The 23,132-nt window shown below is 69.9% G+C and carries 20 protein-coding genes; 4 read left to right on the plus strand and 16 right to left on the minus strand.

Features of this window, described 5'->3' with window-relative positions:
- Window positions 1-22: 22 nt before the first annotated feature.
- A complete protein-coding gene (locus ACIRHA_RS25035; RefSeq protein WP_403849785.1) occupies window positions 23-874 on the plus strand; it encodes a thioredoxin domain-containing protein in 852 nt (283 codons plus the stop codon).
- Window positions 875-958: 84 nt separating this feature from the next.
- A complete protein-coding gene (locus ACIRHA_RS25040) occupies window positions 959-2,602 on the plus strand; it encodes an alkaline phosphatase D family protein (protein ID WP_403849788.1) in 1,644 nt (547 codons plus the stop codon).
- A 6-nt stretch (window positions 2,603-2,608) separates the two neighbouring features.
- On the opposite strand, the gene ACIRHA_RS25045 is transcribed toward ACIRHA_RS25040, so the two are convergent.
- A complete protein-coding gene (locus ACIRHA_RS25045; RefSeq protein ID WP_403849791.1) occupies window positions 2,609-3,178 on the minus strand; it encodes a dienelactone hydrolase family protein in 570 nt (189 codons plus the stop codon).
- Window positions 3,179-3,240: 62 nt separating this feature from the next.
- Here ACIRHA_RS25045 and ACIRHA_RS25050 point away from each other — a divergent pair, with 62 nt between their 5' ends.
- Window positions 3,241-4,347 carry a mechanosensitive ion channel family protein gene (locus tag ACIRHA_RS25050; protein ID WP_403849794.1) on the plus strand — a complete coding sequence of 369 codons (1,107 nt, stop codon included), beginning with the start codon at window positions 3,241-3,243 and terminating at the stop codon, window positions 4,345-4,347.
- Here the strand turns inward: ACIRHA_RS25050 and ACIRHA_RS25055 are convergent.
- The 6 genes from ACIRHA_RS25055 to ACIRHA_RS25080 form a co-directional block, all read right to left on the minus strand.
- Entirely contained in the window at window positions 4,344-5,090 is a 747-nt protein-coding gene (locus ACIRHA_RS25055; RefSeq protein WP_403849797.1) for an SDR family NAD(P)-dependent oxidoreductase, read from the minus strand. The genes ACIRHA_RS25050 and ACIRHA_RS25055 overlap by 4 nt on opposite strands.
- 68 nt (window positions 5,091-5,158) lie before the next feature.
- Window positions 5,159-6,745 (minus strand): Na+/H+ antiporter, encoded by a 1,587-nt coding sequence (locus ACIRHA_RS25060; RefSeq protein WP_403849800.1) that lies wholly within the window; start codon window positions 6,743-6,745, stop codon window positions 5,159-5,161.
- Window positions 6,746-6,879: 134 nt separating this feature from the next.
- Window positions 6,880-7,359 carry a GNAT family N-acetyltransferase gene (locus ACIRHA_RS25065; protein WP_403849803.1) on the minus strand — a complete coding sequence of 160 codons (480 nt, stop codon included), beginning with the start codon at window positions 7,357-7,359 and terminating at the stop codon, window positions 6,880-6,882.
- Entirely contained in the window at window positions 7,356-8,297 is a 942-nt protein-coding gene (locus ACIRHA_RS25070; RefSeq protein WP_403849806.1) for an RluA family pseudouridine synthase, read from the minus strand. Before ACIRHA_RS25070 ends, ACIRHA_RS25065 begins: the two co-directional genes overlap by 4 nt.
- Before the next feature lie 82 nt (window positions 8,298-8,379).
- The gene (lspA, locus tag ACIRHA_RS25075) at window positions 8,380-8,973 is read right to left on the minus strand and encodes a signal peptidase II (RefSeq protein ID WP_403849809.1); all 594 of its coding nucleotides are present in this window, start codon (window positions 8,971-8,973) and stop codon (window positions 8,380-8,382) included.
- 106 nt (window positions 8,974-9,079) lie between these two features.
- Complete coding sequence (locus ACIRHA_RS25080) at window positions 9,080-10,162, minus strand: TraR/DksA family transcriptional regulator (RefSeq protein ID WP_403849812.1); 1,083 nt, start codon at window positions 10,160-10,162, stop codon at window positions 9,080-9,082.
- Window positions 10,163-10,788: 626 nt separating this feature from the next.
- Here ACIRHA_RS25080 and ileS point away from each other — a divergent pair.
- Window positions 10,789-13,935, plus strand: a complete 3,147-nt coding sequence (ileS, locus tag ACIRHA_RS25085; RefSeq protein ID WP_403849814.1) for an isoleucine--tRNA ligase — start codon at window positions 10,789-10,791, stop codon at window positions 13,933-13,935.
- A 356-nt stretch (window positions 13,936-14,291) separates the two neighbouring features.
- Here ileS and ACIRHA_RS25090 read toward each other — a convergent pair whose 3' ends face one another.
- From ACIRHA_RS25090 to ftsW, 9 genes are all read right to left on the minus strand, one after another.
- Window positions 14,292-15,464 (minus strand): DivIVA domain-containing protein, encoded by a 1,173-nt coding sequence (locus tag ACIRHA_RS25090; protein WP_399234692.1) that lies wholly within the window; start codon window positions 15,462-15,464, stop codon window positions 14,292-14,294.
- A gap of 55 nt (window positions 15,465-15,519) precedes the next feature.
- Window positions 15,520-15,801, minus strand: a complete 282-nt coding sequence (locus ACIRHA_RS25095) for a YggT family protein (RefSeq protein ID WP_403849818.1) — start codon at window positions 15,799-15,801, stop codon at window positions 15,520-15,522.
- Between the two features lie 73 nt (window positions 15,802-15,874).
- Window positions 15,875-16,519 carry a cell division protein SepF gene (locus ACIRHA_RS25100; protein WP_403849820.1) on the minus strand — a complete coding sequence of 215 codons (645 nt, stop codon included), beginning with the start codon at window positions 16,517-16,519 and terminating at the stop codon, window positions 15,875-15,877.
- Between the two features lie 126 nt (window positions 16,520-16,645).
- Window positions 16,646-17,383, minus strand: a complete 738-nt coding sequence (locus ACIRHA_RS25105) for a YggS family pyridoxal phosphate-dependent enzyme (protein WP_403849823.1) — start codon at window positions 17,381-17,383, stop codon at window positions 16,646-16,648.
- 6 nt (window positions 17,384-17,389) lie between these two features.
- On the minus strand, window positions 17,390-18,130 hold the full coding sequence (gene pgeF / locus ACIRHA_RS25110; RefSeq protein WP_403849825.1) for a peptidoglycan editing factor PgeF: 741 nt from the start codon (window positions 18,128-18,130) through the stop codon (window positions 17,390-17,392).
- A gap of 45 nt (window positions 18,131-18,175) precedes the next feature.
- A complete protein-coding gene (gene ftsZ, locus ACIRHA_RS25115; RefSeq protein WP_403849828.1) occupies window positions 18,176-19,423 on the minus strand; it encodes a cell division protein FtsZ in 1,248 nt (415 codons plus the stop codon).
- Window positions 19,424-19,721: 298 nt separating this feature from the next.
- The gene (locus tag ACIRHA_RS25120) at window positions 19,722-20,525 is read right to left on the minus strand and encodes a cell division protein FtsQ/DivIB (protein WP_403849831.1); all 804 of its coding nucleotides are present in this window, start codon (window positions 20,523-20,525) and stop codon (window positions 19,722-19,724) included.
- 140 nt (window positions 20,526-20,665) lie between these two features.
- The gene (gene murG, locus ACIRHA_RS25125; RefSeq protein WP_403849834.1) at window positions 20,666-21,757 is read right to left on the minus strand and encodes an undecaprenyldiphospho-muramoylpentapeptide beta-N-acetylglucosaminyltransferase; all 1,092 of its coding nucleotides are present in this window, start codon (window positions 21,755-21,757) and stop codon (window positions 20,666-20,668) included.
- Between the two features lie 6 nt (window positions 21,758-21,763).
- Window positions 21,764-23,095, minus strand: coding sequence for a putative lipid II flippase FtsW (ftsW, locus tag ACIRHA_RS25130; RefSeq protein WP_403849837.1), 1,332 nt, complete (start codon window positions 23,093-23,095; stop codon window positions 21,764-21,766).
- Window positions 23,096-23,132: the final 37 nt, after the last annotated feature.

A 23,132-nucleotide genomic window follows, 5' to 3' on the forward strand; every position in this document is an offset into this window, starting at 1 on the left:
CACTTACCTACGGAGCACCACCATGAGCAAGCGCAACACCCAGGAGGCGAAGACCGCGGCCCGAGAGCGGCTGCGCGCCGAACGCGAGCGCCAGGCCAAGCGGGAGAAGACGAAGCGGCAGGCGATCGTCGGCGTCTCCATCGTCGCGGTCCTCGCGATCGCCGGCGGCGTCGGCTACGCGGTGATGCAGGCCAACAAGCCGTCCCAGTGGGAGACGGCGATGGACGCCAAGTCCTCCGCCGTGAAGGCGCCCAAGAACACCTCGGGCAAGGACGGCACGACCGTCGTCATCGGCAAGGCCGACGCCAAGAAGACCATGAAGATCTACGAGGACTCGCGCTGCCCGGTCTGCGCCTCCTTCGAGCAGACCGTCGGCCCGCAGCTCCACAAGGACGTCGAGGCCGGCAAGTTCAAGCTCCAGTACATCGGCGGCACGTTCCTCGACGGCGACAGCGCGGCCAAGGGCGACGTCGGCACCAACGGCGAGGGCTCGAAGAACGCGCTGAGCGCGCTCGGCGCGGCCCTCAACGTGAGCCAGGACGCCTTCCTCGACTACAAGACGGCGCTCTACTCGGCGAAGTTCCACCCCGAGGAGAGCGACGACAAGTTCAAGGACGACGACTACCTGATCAAGATCGCCGACACCGTGGACTCCCTCAAGGGCAACAAGGCGTTCCAGAAGGCCGTCCAGGACGGTACGTACGACGACTGGGCCATGAAGATGTCCAAGTCGTTCGACACGAACAAGGACGAGGTCACCGGCACCCCGAGCCTGGTCATGGACGGCAAGAAGCTGACCGGTTCGGACGGCCAGAACGCTCCGATGACCGTGGCCGAGTACAAGACCGCGACGGAGAAGGCCCTCAAGGGCTGACTGTGGCCGAGGGATGATGAAGAGCGGGCGAACCTTTCGGGTTCGCCCGTTCTCTGTATCTACCAGTCAGTAGTCTGACCGGCTGTGACCAGTCGATTCCATGAAAACGCCCCGAGCCGCCGTACGGTCGTCAAGGCCGCGGCCGCGGGTGCCGCGCTCGCCGCACCGCTCGCCGCCGCGGTCCCCGCCCACGCCGCCGAGGCCCCCGCCTTCCTGCACGGCGTCGCGTCCGGCGATCCGCTGCCCGACGGGATCCTGCTCTGGACGCGCGTGACGCCCAACGCCGACGCGGTGCCCGGCTCCGGCAAGGGCCCCGATGTGCGGGTGGCCTGGGAGATAGCCGAGGACAAGGCCTTCCGGCAGCTCGTCGGCCGGGGAACCGTGACCGCGAGCGCCGCCTCCGACCACACGGTCAAGGCCGATGTAAGGGGCCTGCGCCCGGCGACCGCCTATTACTTCCGCTTCTCCGTGGACGCCACCCGCTCCCCCGTGGGCCGCACCCGCACCACCCCCGCTACCGACGCGTCCCCCGACAAACTGCGCTTCGGCGTCGTCTCCTGCGCGAACTGGGAGGCCGGGTACTACTCCTCGTACCGGCACCTGGCCGCCCGCACCGACCTGGACGCGGTCCTGCACCTGGGCGACTACCTCTACGAGTACAAGACGGGCGAGTACCCGACCGCCGACTACACCGTCCGGCAGCACCTGCCGACCCACGAGATCGTCACACTCGCCGACTACCGCACCCGGCACGGCCAGACCAAGACCGACGCCGACGTCCAGGCCATGCAGGCCGCGCATCCGCTGATCGCGATCTGGGACGACCACGAGTTCGCCAACGACGCCTGGTCGGGCGGCGCCGAGAACCACACGCCGGACACCGAGGGCTCCTGGCAGGCGCGCCAACAGGCCGCGAAGCAGGCCTACTTCGAGTGGATGCCGGTCCGCCCGTCCACGGCCGGCACGGTCTTCAGGCGGCTCAAGTTCGGCTCACTCGCCGACCTGCACCTGCTCGACCTGCGCTCGTTCCGCTCCGAGCAGTCGAGCATCGGCAACGGGGCGGTGGACTCCCCGGAGCGTACGATCACCGGCCGCGCCCAGCTCGACTGGCTGAAGTCCGGCCTCACCGCGTCCGACGCGCGCTGGAAGCTGGTCGGCACCTCGGTGATGATCTCGCCGGTCGCCTTCGGTTCGCTGCCCGCCCACATCGCGGGCCCGCTGGCCGAGCTGCTCGGCCTCCCGAAGGAGGGCCTGGCGATCAACGTCGACCAGTGGGACGGCTACACGCACGACCGCGCCGAACTCATCTCCCACCTGCGCGAGCACGCCGTCCGCGACACCGTCTTCCTGACCGGCGACATCCACATGGCGTGGGCCAACGACGTGCCGGTCAAGGCGGCGACGTATCCGCTGTCCCCCTCCGCCGCGACGGAGTTCGTGGTCACGTCCGTGACCTCCGACAACCTGGACGACATCCTGCACGTCGCCCCGGACACGCTCTCCACGGTCGCCGAGGGCGCCATCAAGGCGGCCAACCGGCACGTGCGCTGGCTGGACATGGACCGCCACGGGTACGGCGTCCTGGACGTCACGGCCGAGCGGACGCAGATGGACTTCTACGTGATCTCCGACCGCGCGGACCGGAACGCGACGTCCGCCTGGCAGCGCTCGTACCGCACCCTCACGGGCACCCAGAAGGTCGAGCGGGCGGACGCGCCCGTGGCGTAAGAGGTCCTAAAGGGTTTCGAGGAAGCCGAGCGCCACCCGCCAGGTGGCCTCGGCGGCCTCCTCGTCGTAGTCCGGGAGGTCGGGATCGGTGTAGAGGTGGCCCGCCCCGGCGTACCGGTAGACCTCGACGTCGGCTCCCGTGCGGCCCATCTGCAGGTACCAGGCGGTCAGCCAGTCGTCCGTCTCGAAGGGGTCGGGCTCGGCGACGTGCAGCTGGACCGGGAGCTCGTCCACCGTGACGCCCTCCGCGATGTCGGACGTGCCGTGCAGGAGCAGCAGCCCCTTCGCCTTGTCGTCGCCGAGGGCGAGGGTCTGCGCGGTCGCGGCGCCGAACGAGAACCCGGCGTATACGAGACCTCGGTCGGAGTACGGCGCGGATGCCAGGACGGCACGCTTGAGCAGCTCGTCCTTGCCGATCTCGTCCTTGAAGGCCATGCCCTCCTCGACGGTGTCGAACGTGCGGCCCTCGAAGAGATCAGGGGTCCACACCTCGTGCCCGGCGGCGCGCAGCCGGTCGGCAGCGGCCTCGACGGCGGGCCGCAATCCGAACGCCGAATGGAAAAGCATGATGTTCATGCGCTCCATGGTGCCAGGGCCCCCGCAGGTTGGGCGCGCCCGATCCCGGTTACGGTCGTGGCATGGAGAACGTACTGCGTCCACTGATCGTCATTGGTGGCTCGGTCGTGCTCACGCTGTTGGTGGGGTGGGCGGTCGACCGGTTGCTGCTCCGCACCGACCAGCGCCACCACGAGACACCGCTGTGGGGTCTGCTGCGCCGCTGCCGGCTGCCGCTCCAGGTCGTGCTCTGCGCGGCGCTGCTGAGGGGCTCGTACGACCAGGCGGGCGTCACGAAGGGGAACGGCGGCACCATTGGGGAAACGCTCAACCTGGTCCTGATCGGCGCCACCGCCTGGCTCGCCGTCCGGATCTCCTCCGCCATAGTCGAGTCGTCCTACGCCCGGTACGCCACCGCCCAGCGCGATCCGGCCCGGGTCCGCCGCGTGCGCACCCAGGTCACCCTGATCCAGCGCGTCGTCATCGCGGTCGTCGGTGTGGTCGCGGTGTCCGCGATGCTCCTGACGTTCCCGTCCTTCAGAGCGGCCGGGGCCTCACTGCTGGCCTCGGCGGGCGTCCTGGGCATCGTCGCCGGTGTCGCCGCGCAGTCCACGCTCGGCAACCTCTTCGCGGGCCTGCAGATCGCGTTCGGCGACATGGTGCGGATCGGCGACACCGTGGTCGTGGACGGCGAGTGGGGCACGGTCGAGGAGATCACCCTCACCTTCCTCGCCGTGCGCACCTGGGACGAGCGCCGCATCACCATGCCGGTCTCGTACTTCACGTCGAAGCCGTTCGAGAACTGGTCGCGCGGCGGCGTCCAGATGACCGGCACCGTCTTCTTCCACCTCGACCACAGCGCGCCCGTGCCCGAGATGCGCGAGAAGCTGCACGACATCCTGCGCGAGTGCGCCGCCTGGGACGGCCGTGACTGGGGCCTCGCCGTCACCGACACGACGCCCAGCACGCTGCAGGTCCGCGCCCTGGTCACCGCCAAGGACGCGGACGACATCTGGACGGTGCGGGTCACGGTCCGCGAGCAGCTCGTGCGCTGGCTGACCGACCAGCACCCGTACGCGCTGCCGCGGATCAACACGGCGACGGCCCTGGTCGCCCCGGACGAAGCGGACTCCCTGCCGGAGCACGTACTCAGCCGCAACGGCCGCGCACCCCGGACGGGCCGGGGCTAACGCCCCAGGAACTCCCCACCGTTGACCTGGACGATCTGGCCGCTGACATGGCCGCCGCCCGGCGACGCCAGCCACAGCACGGTGGCCGCGATGTCCTCGGGCGTCCCGGCGCGGCCGGTCGGGATGGCGTCGACCCGGCGCCGGTACTCCGCCTCGGGCATCGAGGGCCCGAAGAACTCGGTGTCCTCGATGTAGCCGGGCGCGACGGTGTTCACGGTGATGCCGCGCGGGCCGAGGGCCCTGGCGAGGTCGTACGTGTACGGGTGCAGGGCCGCCTTGGCCGCGCCGTACGAGCCCTGGCTCGAGCCGCGCAGCGCGGCGATGGAGGACACGAACACGATCCGGCCGCCCGGCGAGGCGAGGTGCTCGCGCAGTGCCTCGGTGAGCAGGACCGACGTGAGCGTGTTGATCCGGAAGTTGGCGTCCCAGTCGTGGGCCACGGCTTCGAGCGGATCGGCCCCTTCCGGAGCCGGGAGCGTCCGGCCGCCGAATCCGCCGGCGCTGTGCACCATCACGTCGACCGTGCCGTCGAACGCCTCGAGCGCGAAGTCGGCGGCGCCGCGCGCCCCTTCGACCGTACTGAGGTCGGCCGGGTACTTCAGGGCGCCGGTCACTCCGGCCTTCTCCAGGACCTCGATCCGCCGCCCGACCAGCAGCACCCGGTCCCCCTCCGCGGCGAAGGCCTTCGCCGCCGCGAGCCCGATTCCCGTACCGCCACCGGTGATAATCACGTTGCGTGCCATACACACGAGCCTAGGCCGTCGAGCACGCTCAAGGCGGAGGATCCAGAGCCTGATCCAAACGACAGGTCCTAGCGCAGACTGCGCACGTCCAGTTTCCTGAGTACCCGGTCGACCACTTCCGGGTCGGAACCCGGTTCGCTGCGGGCCGCGAGGACCTCGTGCCGGGCCGCCGACATCATCTCCGCCTGAATCCGGCGGATCCGCTTGATCCGGTCGACCCGCTTGGTCTGCTTCTCGCGCCGCTCGTCCGCGCCGATCTCCGGGTTGATGCGCAGGCCGATGTCGAACGCGCGGCGCAGCATCTGCTCCTGCACCTCGTCCGGCAGCTCCTCGACCTCCTCGATCTCCTTGAACCGCCGCTTCGCGGCCTTCGCGGCCCGCACCGCGAGCTGCCGCTCGAACTCCCGCTCGGCGGTGTCGTCGCTGCGCACCCCGAGCTTGCGCACCAGCCACGGCAGGCTCAGGCCCTGCAGCACCAGGGTCGCCATGATCACCCCGAACGCGAGGAAGACGATCTCGTCCCGCTGCGGGAAGGGCGAGCCGTCGTCCATGGTCAGCGGGATGGCGAGGGCCAGGGCCACCGAGGCCACGCCGCGCATTCCGGCCCACCACATGACGACCGTCTCGCGCCAGCTGACCGGGATGTCCTCGTCGACATCGCGCCTCATGTGCATCCGCCGTGTCACCCACGTCATCGGCAACAGCCACAACAGCCGTACGACGATGACGACCCCGACGACCGCGGCCGCCCAGCCGAACATCTCGCCCCAGCGGCCCTGCGCGGTCCTGACGACGTTGTGCACCTCCAGGCCGATGAGGCCGAACGCGACGCCCGTGACGAGGGTGTCCACGACGTCCCAGAAGGCCCGCCCGGTGAGCCGCGTCAGCACGTCGTCGGCGTCGAAGGCGTGCTCGGCCAGGAACATGGCCGTGGTCAGGACCGCGAGCACGCCCGAGCCCTTGAGCTCCTCGGCGAGTACGTACGAGGCGTAGGGGATCAGGAGCGTGAGGCCGATCTGGAGCGTGGCGTCGCCGAGATAGCCGATGAGCTTGTTGGCGGCCCAGCCGAGCGCCCAGCCGACCGCGATGGCCACGACCGCGGACAGGACGAGTTCCAGCGCGGCGTGCGGCAGCGAGAAGGTGCCGCTGACGGCGGCGGCGATCGCTACGTGGTACAGCACGATCGCGGTCACATCGTTGAACAGGCCCTCGCCCTCCAGGATCGACACCATGCGCCGGGGCAGGCCGAGTTGGCCCGCGACGGCGGTCGCGGCGACCGGGTCGGGCGGCGCCACCAGCGCGCCGAGCGCGACGGCCGCGGCGACCGGCAGGCCCGGCACGATGGCGTCGGCGACGAAGGCGACCGCGGCCGTGGTGACGAAGACCAGGGCGACGGCGAGCAGGAAGATCGGCCGTTTGTTGGCCGCGAACTGCCGCCAGGACGTGCGGTGCACGGCCGCGTAAAGCAGCGGTGGCAGCACCAGCGGAAGGATCAGGTCCGGGTTGATGTCGACATTCGGCACCGCCTGGATCAGCGCCAGAGCGATGCCGAGCAGGGTCATCAGGACTGGGGACGGCAGGCCGAGCCGGTCACCGATCGGGACGGTCAGCACGGCCCCGAGCAACAGCACGAACAGCAGGGCCAATTGATCCACCGGGGGCTCCGACCAGACTCGACGATCATGTGCGTTCCGGCCCCAAGGGTGCCACGCGCTTCAGATCAAAACGGTCTTATCGGGGCCCGGGGCCACGATGCCGCGCTACCGCGACGCCACGAAGCCGCCGCTGCCTAGCCGAGCGTCTTCCGCATCGCGCGGTGGTCGATGCCGGCATCGAGGAACTCGGGCCCGTACGCGACGTACCCCAGGCGCTCGTAGAACCCCAGCGCGTGCGTCTGCGCGTGCAGGTCCACGGCGGCGAGCCCGCGCGCGCGGGCCGCGTCCTCGATGGCCCGCACCAGCGCGGCGCCGACGCCGAGGCCGCGCGCCGCCTGCGTCACGGCGAGCCGCCCGAGAGCGCCGACGTCCCGCGCCCCGCCGTTCTTCACGGCGGCGGCCTCGCCCGTCAGCAGCCGCCCGGTGCCGAGCGGCTCCCCGTCCTGCCGGACGGCCAGGACGTGCACGGCCCCGGCGTCGTATGCGTCGTACTCAAGGTCCTCGGGCACGCGCTGTTCGACGACGAAGACCTCCTTGCGGACGGCGAAACAGGCCTGCCGGTCCGCATCGTCCTCGGCGACACGGGTCACATACGCGGGAAGCGGCGTGCTCATGCGCTCTCGGCCCTGACCCGGTCCAGGGCCGTCTGCAGGTCCTCCGGGTAGTCGCTCTCGAACTCGACCCACCGACCGTCCGCCGGGTGCTCGAAGCCGAGCCGCACCGCGTGCAGCCACTGCCGCGTGAGACCGAGCCGCTTGGCGATCGTGGGGTCCGCGCCGTACGTCAGGTCGCCGACGCACGGGTGCCGGTGCGCCGACATGTGGACGCGGATCTGGTGGGTGCGGCCCGTCTCCAGCTTGATGTCCAGGAGCGAGGCGGCACGGAAGGCCTCGATGAGGTCGTAGTGCGTGACGGAGGGCTTGCCCTCGGCGGTCACGGCCCACTTGTAGTCGTGGTTCGGGTGCCGCCCGATCGGGGCGTCGATGGTGCCGCTCATGGGGTCGGGGTGGCCCTGCACCAGCGCGTGGTAGCGCTTGTCCGGGACCCGCTCCTTGAACTGACGCTTCAGCGAGGTGTACGCCCGCTCCGACTTGGCGACGGCCATCAGTCCCGACGTGCCCACGTCGAGCCGGTGCACGATGCCCTGGCGCTCGGCGGCGCCGGACGTCGAGATCCGGTACCCGGCGGCGGCGAGGCCACCGATCACGGTCGTCCCGGTCCAGCCGGGGCTGGGGTGGGCGGCGACCCCCACGGGCTTCATGATCACGACGATGTCGTCGTCGTCGTGCACGATCTCCATGCCTTCGACGGGCTCGGCGACGATCTGCACGGGAGCGGGCGCCTGCGGCATCTCCACTTCCATCCAGGCGCCGCCGTGCACCCGCTCGGACTTGCCCACGACCGAGCCGTCCACCGCGACCTTCCCGGCGGCGGCGAGCTCGGCGGCCTTGGTGCGGGAGAAACCGAACATGCGGGAGATGGCGGCGTCTACGCGCTCGCCCTCCAGGCCTTCGGGTACGGGCAGGGTGCGGACCTCGGGAATCGTGCTCACGCATCGAGTATGCAGGAGCCCACCGACACTCCCGCACACGAGCCCCGTGACCTCGGCCTTTGCCGGGCCTCGCTCGGGGACCTCAGTCCTTGTGGACCGTCCCGTCGGGGTCGATGCCGCGGAAGGACAGCACCACGATCAGGATGCCGCCGCACACGATCGCCGAGTCGGCGAGGTTGAAGACCGGGTAGTGCGCCGGCGCGATGAAGTCCACCACGGCGCCCTCGAAGACACCCGGGGCCCGGAAGATCCGGTCCGTGAGGTTGCCGAGGGCCCCGCCGAGCAGCAGGCCGAGGGCGATCGCCCAGGGCGTGCTGTAGAGCTTCTTCGCCAGCCGCGCGATGACCACGATCACCGCGGCCGCGATCAGCGTGAAGACGATCGTGAACGCCTCGCCGATGCCCCAGGCTGCCCCCGGATTCCTGATCACCTCGAGCTGCAGCCAGTCACCGATGATGTGGACGGCGTCGCGGTGCTCCAGCTTCGCCACCACGATCAGCTTGCTGCCCAGGTCCAGGACGTACGCGAGTGCGGCCACGGCGAACAGCACGGCGATCCGCCGCCTGCCCTTGGGCCGGTCCTGGACCTGCTCGTCGACCTCAGCGGGCCGCTCGGGCTCGGCTGCCCCCGCATCCGGGGAATCCGGCGTACCGATGATGCGCTCCGCCTCTGCCACGTGAGTCCCTCAACCTAGTACCTGACTGAGGACGAGAGTACGTCACGCGTGGTCGCGCCCCCATGGGCCGGTGCCCCTGAGTCCCCGGCGCGGGCAGGGCGGTCGCTCAGTACCGGCGCTCCTGCTTCTGCTTGCACTCGACGCACAGGGTCGCGCGCGGGAACGCCTGCATGCGCGCCTTGCCGATCGGGTTCCCACAGTTCTCGCAGAGCCCGTACGTCCCCGCGTCGAGCCGCTCCAGCGCCCGCTCGGTCTGTTCCAGCATCTCCCGCGCGTTGGCCGCGAGCGACATCTCGTGCTCGCGGGTGATGTTCTTGGTGCCGGTGTCGGCGTCGTCGTCGCCGGCCCCGTCCCCGGAGTCGCGCATCAGCCCCGCGAGGCCCTCCTCGGCGGTGGCGATCTCGCTCCCGAGCCGCAGCACCTCGGTCTGCAGCTCGGCGCGCGCCTCCTCGGCCTCCTCCGGGGTCCACGGATCCTCGCCCGGACGGACGGCCAGTTCGCCGGGTTCGGCGGTGCCGCGCGCCTTGGGAACCGCGCCCGGCTTCTTGGTGGCCGTGGCCGTGCCCTGAGTCTTCTTCGCAACCACTGTCGTGGCTCCCGTCGTCTTCGCGGCCTCGGCCGCGTCCTCGGCCGCGGAGGCGACCGTCTTCTTCGCGCCCTTGCGCCCGCCTGCACGGCCGGCGCCGTTCTTCTCTTCCGCGACGGTCCCCGCACCCTCGGCAGGGGGCTCCGCCGTCTTCCCCTCCGCCTTGGCCGCGGCGCCGGTCGACTTGGCCGCGGCCTTCTTCCTGGTACCCGTCTTCTTGGCGGCCGCGGACGTGGACGCGGCCGAAGCCGCAGCCTCCTCGGCCCCGTCCGCCGCTTTGCCCACGGCCGCCTTCTTGGTACCGGCCTTCTTTGCCGCCGCCTTCGTAGTCGTGCCTCTCTCCGCCGCCACCTTCGTAGTCGCGCCTTTCTCCGGCGCCACCTTCAAAGTCGCGCCTTTCTCCGGCGCCGTCTTCGAAGCCGACGTCTTCTTGGCCGCGGCCTTCTTCTTGCCGGTCGGCGTCTCCTTCGCGCGCGCCGAAGCCTTCGCTCCGGCCGCCGCCGAATCCTTGGCCCCGCCGGACGCACTGGCGCCACCGGAGGCCGCCGCGCCCGTTCTTCTTCCGGACTCCGACTGCTGAACGGCGGTCTTCTTCGCCACCATGGTCGCGGCCCCTTCACAATTTGTGATCTTGCTCGCGAATCGTGCTGGGACGATAAATCGACTCCAGGTCCGCGGCAACGGGGCGCACCACAGGACCCGGCCCCTCGCGACGGTCTCGTGACCGACCCGCGACGAACCTGCAAGCGTTGTGCCCAGCTCCCCGCTTGGTAATCCGCCGGTCCCCCGTCCGCCTCCGGCCCACCCGGTGACCGGCCGGGATCGGACAGCCGACGTATGGCCATTCGGGTCACCGGACGCACCCGCACCCCGTCCGCCGGACCCCCGCGAAAACCGGTCGGCCGCGACCTTCCCGGCGCCGTACACTGGGTGGAGCGAAAAGCGTGGATGGGGCCGAGTAGCGGCGTACGCAGCCAAGAGCGAACCGGGGACGGTGGGAGCCCGGTGGCGAGCGCGACGCGAAGATCACCCCGGAGCCGCCGGAAGAACGCCGCAGCGCACAGCCAGCGGCCAGTAGACCCGGCATCGCGACCCCAATGAGGGGGCTCACCGGAGCGCACCACGCCCCGGCGGGCCAAGGAGGGTGGTACCGCGGGAGCGCGCCGCACACGGCGCAGCAGCCTCTCGTCCCTCCGACGGAAGAAGGCAGATCCGCCGGAGGAAGACTGATGACGCAGTACCGCCAGGTGCCCGCCCAGGTCGACCTGCCCGCCCTCGAGCACGCGGTGCTCGACTTCTGGGACGAGCAGAAGATCTTCGCCAAGACCCTGGAGCAGTCCGAGGGGCGCCCCGAGTGGGTGTTCTACGAGGGCCCGCCCACGGCCAACGGCATGCCGGGCGCCCACCACATCGAGGCCCGCGTCTTCAAGGACGTGTTCCCCCGGTTCCGCACGATGCGCGGCTACCACGTGGCCCGTAAGGCGGGCTGGGACTGCCACGGCCTCCCGGTGGAGCTGGCGGTCGAGAAGGAGCTCGGCTTCAGCGGCAAGAAGGACATCGAGGCGTACGGCATCGCCGAGTTCAACGCCAAGTGCCGCGAGTCCGTGACCCGGCACACCGACGCCTTCTCCGACCTGACGACCCGCATGGGTTACTGGGTGGACCTCGACGACGCGTACCGGACGATGAACCCGGAGTACGTCGACTCGGTCTGGTGGTCGCTGAAGGAGATCTTCAACAAGGGCCTCCTGGTCCAGGACCACCGCGTCGCTCCCTGGTGCCCGCGCTGCGGCACCGGCCTCTCGGACCACGAGCTGGCCCAGGGCTACGAGACGGTCGTGGACCCCTCGGTCTATGTCCGTTTCCCCCTCACCTCCGGTCCGCTGGCGGGCCAGGCCTCGCTGCTGATCTGGACGACGACGCCGTGGACCCTGGTGTCCAACACGGCCGTCGCCGCGCACCCCGACGTGACGTACGTCGTCGCCACGAACGGCGAGGAGAAGCTCGTCGTCGCCGAGCCCCTCGTCGAGAAGTCGCTCGGCGAGGGCTGGGAGACGACCGGCGAGTCCTTCACCGGCGCGGAGATGGAGCGCTGGAAGTACCAACGTCCGTTCGAGCTGGTTGAGTTCCCGGAGGAGCCGGCGGCCCACTACGTCGTCAACGCCGAGTACGTGACGACCGAGGACGGTACGGGTCTGGTCCACCAGTCCCCCGCCTTCGGTGAGGACGACCTCAAGGTCTGCCGCTCGTACGGCATGCCGGTCGTCAACCCGGTCCGCCCCGACGGCACCTTCGAGGAGGACCTGGAGCTCGTGGGCGGCGTCTTCTTCAAGAAGGCCGACGAACAGCTGACCGAGGACCTCGGCGCCCGCGGCCTCCTCTTCAAGCACGTCCCGTACGAGCACAGCTACCCGCACTGCTGGCGCTGTCACACGGCGCTGCTCTACTACGCGCAGCCGTCCTGGTACATCCGCACCACAGCGGTCAAGGACCGGCTCCTCCAGGAGAACGAGAAGACCAACTGGTTCCCGGAGACCGTGAAGAACGGCCGCTTCGGCGACTGGCTGCAGAACAACATCGACTGGGCGCTGTCCCGCAACCGCTACTGGGGCACCCCGCTGCCGATCTGGCGCTGCGAGGAGAACCACCTCACCTGCGTCGGCTCGCGCGAGGAGCTGGGCGAGCTGACCGGCACCGACCAGTCGTCCCTCGACCCGCACCGCCCGTACATCGACGTCGTCACGTTCACGTGCACCCACGAGGGCTGCTCCCTCGAAGCGGTGCGCGTGCCCGAGGTCATCGACGCCTGGTACGACTCGGGCTCCATGCCGTTCGCACAGTGGGGCTACCCGTACAAGAACAAGGAACTGTTCGAGTCCCGCTACCCGGCGCAGTTCATCTCCGAGGCCATCGACCAGACGCGCGGCTGGTTCTACACGCTGATGGCGATCGGCACCCTGGTCTTCGACAAGTCGTCGTACGAGAACGTGGTGTGCCTCGGCCACATCCTCGCCGAGGACGGCCGCAAGATGTCCAAGCACCTGGGCAATACGCTGGACCCGATCCCGCTGATGGACCGGCACGGCGCCGACGCGGTGCGCTGGTTCATGGCGGCCGGCGGCTCCCCGTGGGCGGCCCGGCGCGTCGGCCACGGCACCATCCAGGAGGTCGTCCGCAAGACCCTCCTGACGTACTGGAACACGGTCGCCTTCCAGGCCCTGTACGCGCGTACGTCGGGGTGGGCGCCGAGCGAGGCGGACCCGGCTCCGGCCGACCGCACGGTGCTCGACCGCTGGCTGCTGTCCGAGCTGCACCAGCTCACGGCCGAGGTCACCACGTCCCTGGAGGCGTACGACACCCAGCGCGCCGGCAAGCTGCTCTCCGCGTTCGTCGACGACCTGTCCAACTGGTACGTGCGTCGCTCGCGCCGCCGCTTCTGGCAGGGCGACAAGGCCGCGCTGCGCACCCTGCACGACGTGGTGGTGACGATCACTCAGCTGATGGCGCCGCTCACGCCGTTCATCGCGGAGCGTGTGTGGCAGGACCTGGTCGTGCCGGTCACCCCGGACGCCCCGGAGTCGGTGCACCTGTCGTCGTGGCCGGAGGCCGACACGTCGGCGATCGACCCGACCCTGTCCACGCAGATGGCGCTGGTCCGCCGACTCGTGGAGCTCGGTCGCGCCACGCGCGCGGAGTCGGGCGTCAAGACCCGCCAGCCGCTCTCGCGCGCGCTGGTCGCGGCAACGGGCTTCGCCGGCCTCTCCCCCGAGCTCCAGGCCCAGATCACGGAGGAGCTGAACGTCTCCTCCCTGGCCTCGCTCTCGGACGTCGGCGGCAGCCTGGTGGACACGACCGCCAAGGCGAACTTCCGGGCTCTCGGCAAGCGGTTCGGCAAGCGCGTCCAGGACGTGGCGAAGGCGGTCGCGAACGCGGACGCCGCGGCACTCTCCCTGGCCCTGCGCGAGGGCAACGCCTCGGTCGAGGTCGACGGCGAGAAGATCGACCTCGCCCCGGATGAGGTCATCATCACGGAGACCCCGCGCGAGGGCTGGTCCGTGGCCTCGGACTCCGGTGCCACGGTGGCGCTCGACCTGGAGCTCACGGAGGAGCTGCGGCAGGCGGGCCTGGCCCGTGACGCGATCCGCCTGATCCAGGAGGCCCGCAAGAACAGCGGCCTGGACGTCGCGGACCGGATCGCCCTGTGCTGGACGTCCACGGACCCGGCGGTGATCTCGGCGCTGTCCGAGCACGCGGGTCTGATCGCCGACGAGGTCCTGGCGACGGACTTCGTCCAGTCCGAGCCGGCCGACGCCACGTACGGCTCCGCCTTCACCGACGAGGGCCTGAGCCTGACGTTCCACCTCCGCAAGGTGTAGCCGCACCGGCGTTGCGCACCCAGGGGCTCCGCCCCCGGACCCCCTTGCCCTCAATCGCCGGGCGGGCTTGATATCTCAAGCCCGCCCGGCGATCGCATATCAGCCCGAATCAAGCCCCTCCGGCGATTGAGGAGCGGGGTCCGGGGCGGAGCCCCGAGACCGAAGGGGCGGTTGGCCAGAAACGTTTTTCTGGCCAACCGCCCCTTCGGCGTTTCGTACCCCCTCCGCACACCAGAACGCCCACCCCCGGCGGACCGCAAAAAGGCCTTGGCCCGGATCGCAGAAACGATCCGGGCCAAGGCCTGAATGAATGCCGACGCCTAGCTACTACCAGGCACTACGAGCAAACGCGCCGCTCAGTTGTCGTCCTCGTCGATGAGGAACCCACGCATCGGCGACGGAGCCTGCCCCATCGGCGACGGCCCCTGCGGCCGCACCGGAGCCATCGGCTGCGTCATCGCGGGCGACATCTGCTGCTGGCCACCGCCGTACGACGGACCGCCGCTCTGCTGGTTGCCACCCATCGACTGGTTGCCACCGTAGGACGGCGCACCCGCACCGGCCGGAGCCATCGAAGGCGCCGGGGACGGCGGCAGCGAGGCGGTCGCCGGAGTACGCGGCGGAGCCAGCGAGTCGTCGGCCTGGGTCTCCAGCTGGCGCAGCTGCGACTCCAGGTACGACTTCAGACGCGTGCGGTACTCGCGCTCGAAGCCCCGCAGGTCCTCGACCTTGCGCTCCAGCGTGGCGCGGGCGGACTCCAGGGAGCCCATCGCCACGCGGTGCTTCTCCTGCGCGTCCCGCTCCAGGGCGTCGGCCTTGGCACGGGCGTCACGCTCAAGACCCTCGGCACGGCTGCGCGCCTCGCCGACGATCTTGTTCGCCTCGGAGCGGGCCTCGGCGATCGCCTGGTCGGCGGTCTGCTGGGCCAGCGAGAGGACACGGGCGGCGCTGTCGCCACCGGGGCCCTGACCGGGCTGCGGCAGCTGCGGGCCACCGTGGCCGCCCATGGGACCGCCCATCGGGCCGCCCAGCTGGGGCTGCTGGCCCATCGGACCCTGGCCCATCGGGCCGGGACCCTGCGGACCACCCTGCGGACCGTGTCCACCAGGACCGGCCGGCAGCTGCGGGGCACCGCTCGGCAGCTGGGGCGGGCCACCCATGGGGCCGCCCATCTGCTGCTGCGGCGGGCCCGATATACCCGCGGGCACCGGAGCGCCCGGGCCTCGCATGCCCTGCGGGGGACCCTGCTGCTGGTCCTGCGGACCCTCGGGTCCACCGGGACCGCCAGGTCCACCGGGGCCACCAGGACCACCGGGTCCCTTGCGCATGCCGCCCTGCTGCTGGTTCTGGGCAGCTGCACGGGTGGCTGCGGCAAGTTTCGCCCGCAAGTCCTCGTTCTCACGTAGGAGACGGGTCAGTTCGGCTTCGACCTCATCGAGGAAGGCATCGACCTCGTCCTCGTCATAGCCTTCTCGGAGGCGGACGGTCGTGAACTGCTTGTTCCGCACGTCCTCGGGGGTCAACGGCATCTCTTCACCTCAACGTTGTCGTCGGCATTCGGCAAGACCGTAGTTGACATCGCGCTCACACCGGGACCACAGCGATCAGGATGTAGACGATGATCATCAGTACGAAGAAGGACAGGTCGAGCGCCACGCCCCCGAGACGCAGCGGCGGAATGACCCGCCGCAGAAGCTTGAGCGGTGGGTCAGTGACAGTGTAGGTGGCCTCCAGAACGACCACCATCGCCTTGCCGGGTTGCCACGAGCGGGCGAACTGGAAGACGTAGTCCATGACCAGCCGGAAGATCAACACGATGAGGAAACACATCAGCGCGATGTAGACCACATCAAAAAACACGCCCATGTCGGCGGTTCCCTCTCCCCTGTGTCTCGTGCCTGTGACTAGTTGGTTGCTAGCCGTCGAACTTTGCTGCGTCTCAGCTCTGGTTGAAGAACCCGCCCTCTGCGATACGGGCCTTGTCCTCCGCCGTGACATCGACGTTAGCAGGCGACAACAGGAACACCTTCTGTGTCACTCGCTCGATGCTCCCGTGAAGACCGAACACAAGACCGGCCGCAAAGTCGACAAGTCGCTTCGCATCGGTGTCGTCCATCTCCGTCAGATTCATGATCACCGGAGTGCCCTCACGGAAGTGTTCCCCGATGGTACGGGCCTCGTTGTAGGTCCGGGGGTGCAATGTGGTGATGCGGTAGGGCTCCCGCTCGGACACGACCTTGGGCATGATCACCGGTGCGTTCTTCTCCAGGCTCTGACGTTCAGGTGTGATGGATGCCACGGGGGCGATTCGTGCGGGACGTCCGGATTCAGCGGCGAGCGAAGCAGGTTGGCGCGCCGGTTCACGCTGCGCCGGAGGCTGCACTACTCTGACCGATTCCTCCACATCCGTGGCGGCATGGGAGCTGTGTGACTGATGCGACGGCTCGTGCCGTCGGCGGTCGCGCTCGGGCTCCGGGTCGAGTTCGGGCTCGAAGTCGTCATCGGGGTCGAATCCCCGGCCGTCGTACCCATCGTCCTCCACGAGGCCGAGGTAGACCGCCATCTTGCGCATCGCGCCGGCCATTCTCTGAGTCCTCCGCTCTGTGGTGGATCGGCTGACGTCAACCAAAGTGCCCGCGATCCACGTGGCCTCCCCGCCCATCAGCGAGAATGACCATATTTTCTGCTGTGGTCCGACTTCTTCGCGACGTTACCCGAGCCGGGGTCGGACGCCGAGGACCGCGGTACCGACGCGCACATGTGTCGCTCCGGCCGCCACAGCCTGCTCGAGGTCCGAACTCATCCCTGCCGAGACCATGTTCGCAGCCGGATGGGCCGCGCGCAGGGCAGTCGACAAATCCATGAGCCGCTCGAACGCCGCCTGTTGCCGCCCCGCGTAGCCCCCGGTGAGCGGCGCGACGGTCATCAGTCCGTCGAGCCGCAACCCCGGAGCCTCGGCCACGCGAGCGGCCAACTCCTGCACTCCGCCGGGGCCGATACCCCCGCGCTCTCCCCGGCCGTCACCCTCGCGGCTGTCCGCGTCGAGTGCGACCTGGATCAGACAACCCAGTTCGCGTTCGGCCCGCACCGCCTCCTTGGAGAGCGCCGTGACGAGCTTGCCCCGGTCGATGGATTGCACCAGATCGGCATAACTCGCCACGGAACGGACCTTGTTGGTCTGGAGCTGACCGACAAAGTGCCAAGTAAGCGGCAGATCCGAGCATTCCGCCGCCTTGGGCGCCGCGTCCTGGTCCCGGTTCTCCGCAACGTGCCGCACACCGAGGCCGGACAGGATCCGCACGTCGCTCGCGGGGTAGGTCTTGGTGACCACGATGAGGGTCACGTCGTCCCGCTTGCGCCCGGCCGCCGCGCAGGCCGCGGAGATACGTTCCTCCACCGTGACCAGGTTCGCGGCGAGCTCTGCCGTACGTTCCTGAAGGTTCGTCATGTCGTCTCAGTCCAGCCAGACATAGCCGGCGAGTCGGCCGGTGGCCTTGTCGCGGCGGTACGAGAAGTGATCGTGCGACTCAAGTGTGCACACCGGCGACCGCTCCCGGTCACGCACCCCGAGCCGCTCCAGCTGGGCGTGCACCCCCGCGGTCACATCGACGGCCGGAGTGCCCCAGCTGGTCTCGGCGTACGCCGCCGGTTCCACCGCCGCGACCTCGGCCCGCATCCCGGCCGGCACCTCGTAGCAGCGCCCGCAGACCGCGGGCCCCGTACGGGCGATGATCCGGGAAGGCTCGGCGCCCCGCTCCACCATCGCCCGGACCGCGGCCGGCACCACCCCGGCAACCATGCCGGGGCGTCCCGCGTGCGCGGCGGCGACGACCCCGGCGACCGGGTCGGCGAGGAGAACGGGGGTGCAGTCCGCCGTGAGCACGGCGAGCGCGAGTCCGCGCCGCGTGGTGACGAGGGCGTCGACACACGGAATGTCGGCTTCGGCGGGCCAGGGCCCGTCCACCACCGTCACGTCGGGGCCGTGCACCTGGTTCATCCACACGACACGGGAGGCGTCGAGACCGAGCGCCTTCGCGGCCAGCTCCCGGTTGCGCAGCACGGCCTCGGGGTCGTCGCCGACCGCGCCGCCGAGATTCAGCTCCTCGAACGGAGCGGCGCTCACCCCGCCCCACCGGTCGGTGAAGGCGAAGTGCGCGCCACTCTCGGAAGACACTGTGTGGTGTTGTCCTGTCACTGCGGTGATCCGACCTGCTCCACGATCACGCTCACAGACGCGTGATCACTTGAGGAAGTCCGGCACGTCGAGCTCCTCGGCCTGGCTGTCCGGGTAGGACGGCCGCGGAACCTGCGGCGGGGCGGGCGGGGCCACCGGCGCCTCGTTCACCGGGGCGGGTGCCTCGGCCGGCGGCGCCGGGGTCGGCGTCTGCGGCTGGGACTCCTCGCGCTGGGTGACGCTGCCGAGGTTGCCAAAGGCCGGACGCGCGGGCTCGGGGGCCGGCGTCGAAGGCCGCGCCGGCGTCGCCGGCTCCTCGCGCTTGGCGGTCGACGAACCCACCACGTTGTCCCGCTTGTTCGGCGGCTGCCCGCCGTCGAAGCCCGCGGCGATGACGGTGACCCGCACCTCGTCGCCGAGCGCGTCGTCGATGACGGCGCCGAAGATGATGTTCGCCTCGGGGTGGGCCGCCTCGCTGACCAGCTGCGCGGCCTCGTTGATCTCGAAGAGACCGAGGTCCGAGCCACCGGAGATGGAGAGCAGCACGCCGCGGGCGCCGTCGATGGACGCCTCGAGGAGCGGCGAGGAGATCGCCATCTCGGCGGCGGCCACCGCGCGGTCGTCGCCACGGGCGGAGCCGATGCCCATCAGGGCCGAACCCGCCTCGGACATCACGGACTTCACGTCCGCGAAGTCGAGGTTGATGAGCCCCGGGGTGGTGATGAGGTCGGTGATGCCCTGGACACCGGAGAGCAGGACCTGGTCCGCCGACTTGAAGGCGTCGAGGACGGAGACCTGCCGGTCCGAGATGGACAGGAGCCGGTCGTTCGGAATGACGATGAGGGTGTCGACCTCTTCGCGGAGCTCGGCGATGCCGTCCTCCGCCTGGTTCGCCCGGCGCCGGCCCTCGAAGGTGAACGGCCGCGTGACCACACCGATCGTGAGGGCGCCCAGCGAGCGCGCGATGTTGGCCACGACGGGTGCGCCGCCGGTGCCGGTGCCGCCACCTTCACCGGCGGTGACGAAGACCATGTCGGCCCCCTTGAGGACCTCCTCGATCTCCTCGCGGTGGTCCTCGGCCGCCTTGCGGCCGACGCCCGGATTGGCTCCGGCGCCGAGTCCGCGGGTGAGTTCACGGCCGACGTCGAGCTTGACGTCCGCGTCGCTCATCAACAGGGCTTGCGCATCGGTGTTGATGGCGATGAACTCGACGCCCTTGAGACCGACCTCGATCATCCGGTTGATGGCATTGACACCACCGCCGCCGACACCGATGACTTTGATGACTGCGAGGTAGTTCTGCGGTGCTGCCACGTCGAAGGCCTCTCGCCTCGAGTTACGTGTCGCCGCCTCGCGTCCTGCGGTGCGACGACTGATGCCGAATTGGGGCGGTCCGGACTACTAGTTGACTACTAGTCGACTGCCGACCCGAACCCTAACGCTGAAGTTTAGGGTTACCAGTGTGTCTGTTTCCTGGACTCTTCCGAACCTGACACTAAGTCGACAAGTGGCGCCCGTTCAACGAACACGCCGAACCTCCCGTTTTTCTTTTCACCCTATGTGATCAGCCGTGTCGATGCCCAACCAGGGTGCTGGCCTGCATCAATGTGCGTCAACTCCCGGACGCGGCAGGGGCCGTGGGAACACTCACGTCCAAGTGCCTGGCCTTCGGGGACGCTTTCATGAGAGCGGTGAGAGTGCGCGCTTTCGTGTCACCCAGCTCGGCGCTCCCCCAGTCGACGGCCCGCCCTCCGGTCAACTCCAGCGAGATGTCGTCGTACGAACGGACCTTGACGGCCCGCGTGTCACGCGCGACCGGCTTCGGAAGCTGCCCGGCGACCCGCACCGCTTCCCGTACGAGCCGACTGGGGCCGAAACGCCGCAGGCTCGCCTCGGCGCCGCCCTGATCCGGCGTCAATTCGAGGAGGGGTACGTGCTTCAGCGGCCTGTCGACCGTCGCGAAACGAACACCTTCGCGGTCGACTTCGACGAACTTGTCTGAATTTCTGCCGTCTTCGACAATCAGGACCGGCTTGCGCTCCGTCACTTTCAACCCGATTCCGTGCGGCCATGAACGGACCACATCAACCGAGTCAATTCGGGGCAATTTCCGGCGCAGCCGGTCCTCAATGGCATCCGTGTCGACGGAGACGAGCGGGGCGCCGACCGGTACCGCGGCCGCGTCCCGGACCTGAGACGGCGTCAGAACCCGGGTGCCGGAGGGCTTGACGCGCTCCACGCGCAGCCACGGCGAGCCGTACAGCAGCCAGGTGCCGCCCGCGCCGAGCAGCACGAGCAGCACTCCGGTCACGACAAGGGTGCGCACGCTCGGCATGCGCACCCATCCCGCGGCGGGGGGCGGCTCGGACGCCTCGGACGACTCTCGTTCGCGATCCGTCGTTGTGGGTCCGGCCACGTGCACTCCCTTTTTGGGGCTCGGTTCGCCTCCGGGGCGCGAATGTCGGTGTCGAGAGCCCGACCGTGCTCAACCCTTCGGGCCTCCGCGCGCTCGAACTCTCGACACCGACGCGCCCCTTCGGCTCACTCGCCGAGACGTCAGTGGCGACGCGAGTTGATCGCCTCGTACACCATCCCGACGAGCAGGTCGTCGGCGTCCCTGCGGCCGAACTCGGCGGCCGCGCGGGACATCTCGTACAGCCGGTGCGGATCGGCGAGCACGGGCAGGACATTGGCCTGGACCCACTCGGGGGTCAGCTCCGCGTCGTCGACCAGCAGGCCGCCGCCGGCCTTGACCACCGGCTGGGCGTTGAGCCGCTGTTCGCCGTTGCCGATGGGCAGCGGGACGTACGCGGCCGGCAGCCCGACGGCGGAGAGTTCGGCGACGGTCATCGCGCCCGCGCGGCAGAGCATCATGTCGGCCGCGGCGTACGCGAGGTCCATCCGGTCCACGTACGGTACCGGGATGTACGGGGGCATCCCCGGCATCTGCTGGACCTGCGGCAGTTCGTTCTTGGGGCCGACCACGTGCAGCACCTGGATGCCGGACCGCTGGAGGAGCGGCGCGACGCGCGTGACGACCTCGTTCAGGTGGCGGGCGCCCTGGGAGCCGCCGGAGACGAGCAGCGTCGGCAGGTTCGGGTCGAGGCCGAACGCGGCGCGGGCCTCCGGGCGTACCCGCGCCCGGTCGAGCGTCGCGATGGTGCGGCGCAGCGGAATGCCGATGTAGCGCGAATTGCGCAGCTTGCTGTCGGGCGAGGAGACCGCGACCTGCGCCGCGTACCGCGAACCGATCTTGTTGGCCAGGCCCGGCCGCGCGTTGGCCTCGTGCACCACGATCGGCACACCGAGCCGCTTGGCGGCGAGGTAGCCGGGCAGCGCCACATATCCGCCGAAGCCGACGACCGCGTCCGCCTTGGTGCGCTCCATGACCTGCTCGGCCGCCTTGATGGTGCCGCGCAGCCGGCCGGGAACCGTGATCAGTTCGGGCGTGGGCTTGCGCGGCAGCGGTACGGCGGGGATCAGCGCCAGGTCGTAGCCGCGCTCCGGCACGAGACGGGTCTCAAGGCCGCGTTCCGTGCCCAGGGCCGTGATGCCCACGGTCGGGTCCTGCCTGCGCAGGGCGTCCGCGAGGGCGAGCGCCGGCTCGATGTGGCCGGCGGTCCCCCCACCGGCGAGTACGACATGCACCGAAATTCACCGCTCTCTGGACGGGCGCGCCGAGGCGCGCCGTCGCATCGTGTTCCATCTCATCCCCCGGCCTCCCGGGCTCCGCCGCATGGCGAGGGCCGCACGCGCCGCCGGCTCGTCCCGCGCGAACGCGATCAGCAGCCCCACGGCGAACATGGTCGGAAGCAGCGCGGACCCCCCGTACGAGAACAGCGGGAGCGGGACTCCGGCGATCGGCAGCAGGCCGAGCACCGCACCGATGTTGACCACGGCCTGTGCCGTGATCCACGTCGTCACGCCTCCCGCGGCATAGCGAACGAAGGGGTCCTCCGTGCGTCCGGCCACGCGGATACCCGCATAGCCTAGAGCCGCGAACAGGGCGAGCACCGACAGCGTCCCCGACAGGCCCAGTTCCTCACCGGTGATGGCGAAGATGAAGTCCGTGTGCGCTTCGGGAAGTTGTCCCCATTTTTCCACACTGGCACCGAGGCCGGAACCGAAGAGTCCGCCGGAGGCCAGGGCGTAGATCCCGTGCAGTCCCTGCCAGCACATGTCGCCGGGTCCCGCGTCTGCGCTGCCCAGACAGGCCAGGCGCGCCATTCGGTTCGGACTGGTCTTGATGAGGAGCAGGCCGATCACGCCGGCCACCGACAGCACGCCCACGAAGAGCCGTGTGGGCGCCCCTGCCGTCCACAACAGGCCGAAAAGGATGGCCGTGAGAAGAATCGCGGTGCCCATGTCGCCGCCGAGCATGATCAGCCCGAGCAGCATGAAGGCGACCGGAACGAGCGGCACCAGCATGTGCTTCCACTGGGTAAGCAGCCGCTTGTCGTGCTTGCGCGCCAGCAGATCGGCGCCCCACAGGATCAGCGCCAGCTTCCCGAACTCGCTGGGCTGCAACATGAAGGGGCCGCCGAGCGTGATCCAGTTCTGGTTGCCGTTGATCGACACCCCTATCCCCGGCACCTGCACGAGGACCATGAGGAAGACGCTCACGGCGAGGATCGGGTAGGCGAGCGCCCGGTGCAGTTTCACCGGCATCCGCATCGCGATCAGCAGCAGGACGCCGCCGATGACGGCCGCGACGAACTGCTTCTTGAAGAAGTACGAGCTGGACAGGCCCATCTGCAGGGCCGTGATCATCGAGGCGGAGTAGACCATGACCAGGCCGAGCACCGTGAGCAGCAGCGCGGCGCCGATGATGAGGTAGTACGCCGTGAGCGGCCGGTCCCAGGCGCGCTTGGCCTGGGCGTACAGGCGGCGCAACGGATTGACCCGGGCCCGGTAGACCTTGCTGGTCTTCCGCGGCGGTGCTGCGGCGGGGCGCCCGGTCGTGCGGGGAGGACTGCTACCGGCCATGACCGTCCCCCACCGATGAGCCGTACGTCTGCGCTGC

It is taken from the genome of Streptomyces sp. NPDC102360, assembly GCF_044766085.1.
GTDB lineage: Bacteria > Actinomycetota > Actinomycetes > Streptomycetales > Streptomycetaceae > Streptomyces.

What these genes read in the sequence shown, in the direction of transcription:
- ACIRHA_RS25035 (WP_403849785.1), top strand. Translation starts at nt 23, where the DNA reads ATGAGCAAGCGCAACACCCAGGAGGCGAAGACCGCGGCCCGAGAGCGG.
- ACIRHA_RS25045 (WP_403849791.1), bottom strand. Translation starts at nt 3,178, where the DNA reads ATGAACATCATGCTTTTCCATTCGGCGTTCGGATTGCGGCCCGCCGTC.
- ACIRHA_RS25050 (WP_403849794.1), top strand. Translation starts at nt 3,241, where the DNA reads ATGGAGAACGTACTGCGTCCACTGATCGTCATTGGTGGCTCGGTCGTG.
- ACIRHA_RS25055 (WP_403849797.1), bottom strand. Translation starts at nt 5,090, where the DNA reads ATGGCACGCAACGTGATTATCACCGGTGGCGGTACGGGAATCGGGCTC.
- ACIRHA_RS25065 (WP_403849803.1), bottom strand. Translation starts at nt 7,359, where the DNA reads ATGAGCACGCCGCTTCCCGCGTATGTGACCCGTGTCGCCGAGGACGAT.
- ACIRHA_RS25080 (WP_403849812.1), bottom strand. Translation starts at nt 10,162, where the DNA reads ATGGTGGCGAAGAAGACCGCCGTTCAGCAGTCGGAGTCCGGAAGAAGA.
- ileS (WP_403849814.1), top strand. Translation starts at nt 10,789, where the DNA reads ATGACGCAGTACCGCCAGGTGCCCGCCCAGGTCGACCTGCCCGCCCTC.
- ACIRHA_RS25090 (WP_399234692.1), bottom strand. Translation starts at nt 15,464, where the DNA reads ATGCCGTTGACCCCCGAGGACGTGCGGAACAAGCAGTTCACGACCGTC.
- ACIRHA_RS25095 (WP_403849818.1), bottom strand. Translation starts at nt 15,801, where the DNA reads ATGGGCGTGTTTTTTGATGTGGTCTACATCGCGCTGATGTGTTTCCTC.
- ACIRHA_RS25100 (WP_403849820.1), bottom strand. Translation starts at nt 16,519, where the DNA reads ATGGCCGGCGCGATGCGCAAGATGGCGGTCTACCTCGGCCTCGTGGAG.
- ACIRHA_RS25105 (WP_403849823.1), bottom strand. Translation starts at nt 17,383, where the DNA reads ATGACGAACCTTCAGGAACGTACGGCAGAGCTCGCCGCGAACCTGGTC.
- ftsW (WP_403849837.1), bottom strand. Translation starts at nt 23,095, where the DNA reads ATGGCCGGTAGCAGTCCTCCCCGCACGACCGGGCGCCCCGCCGCAGCA.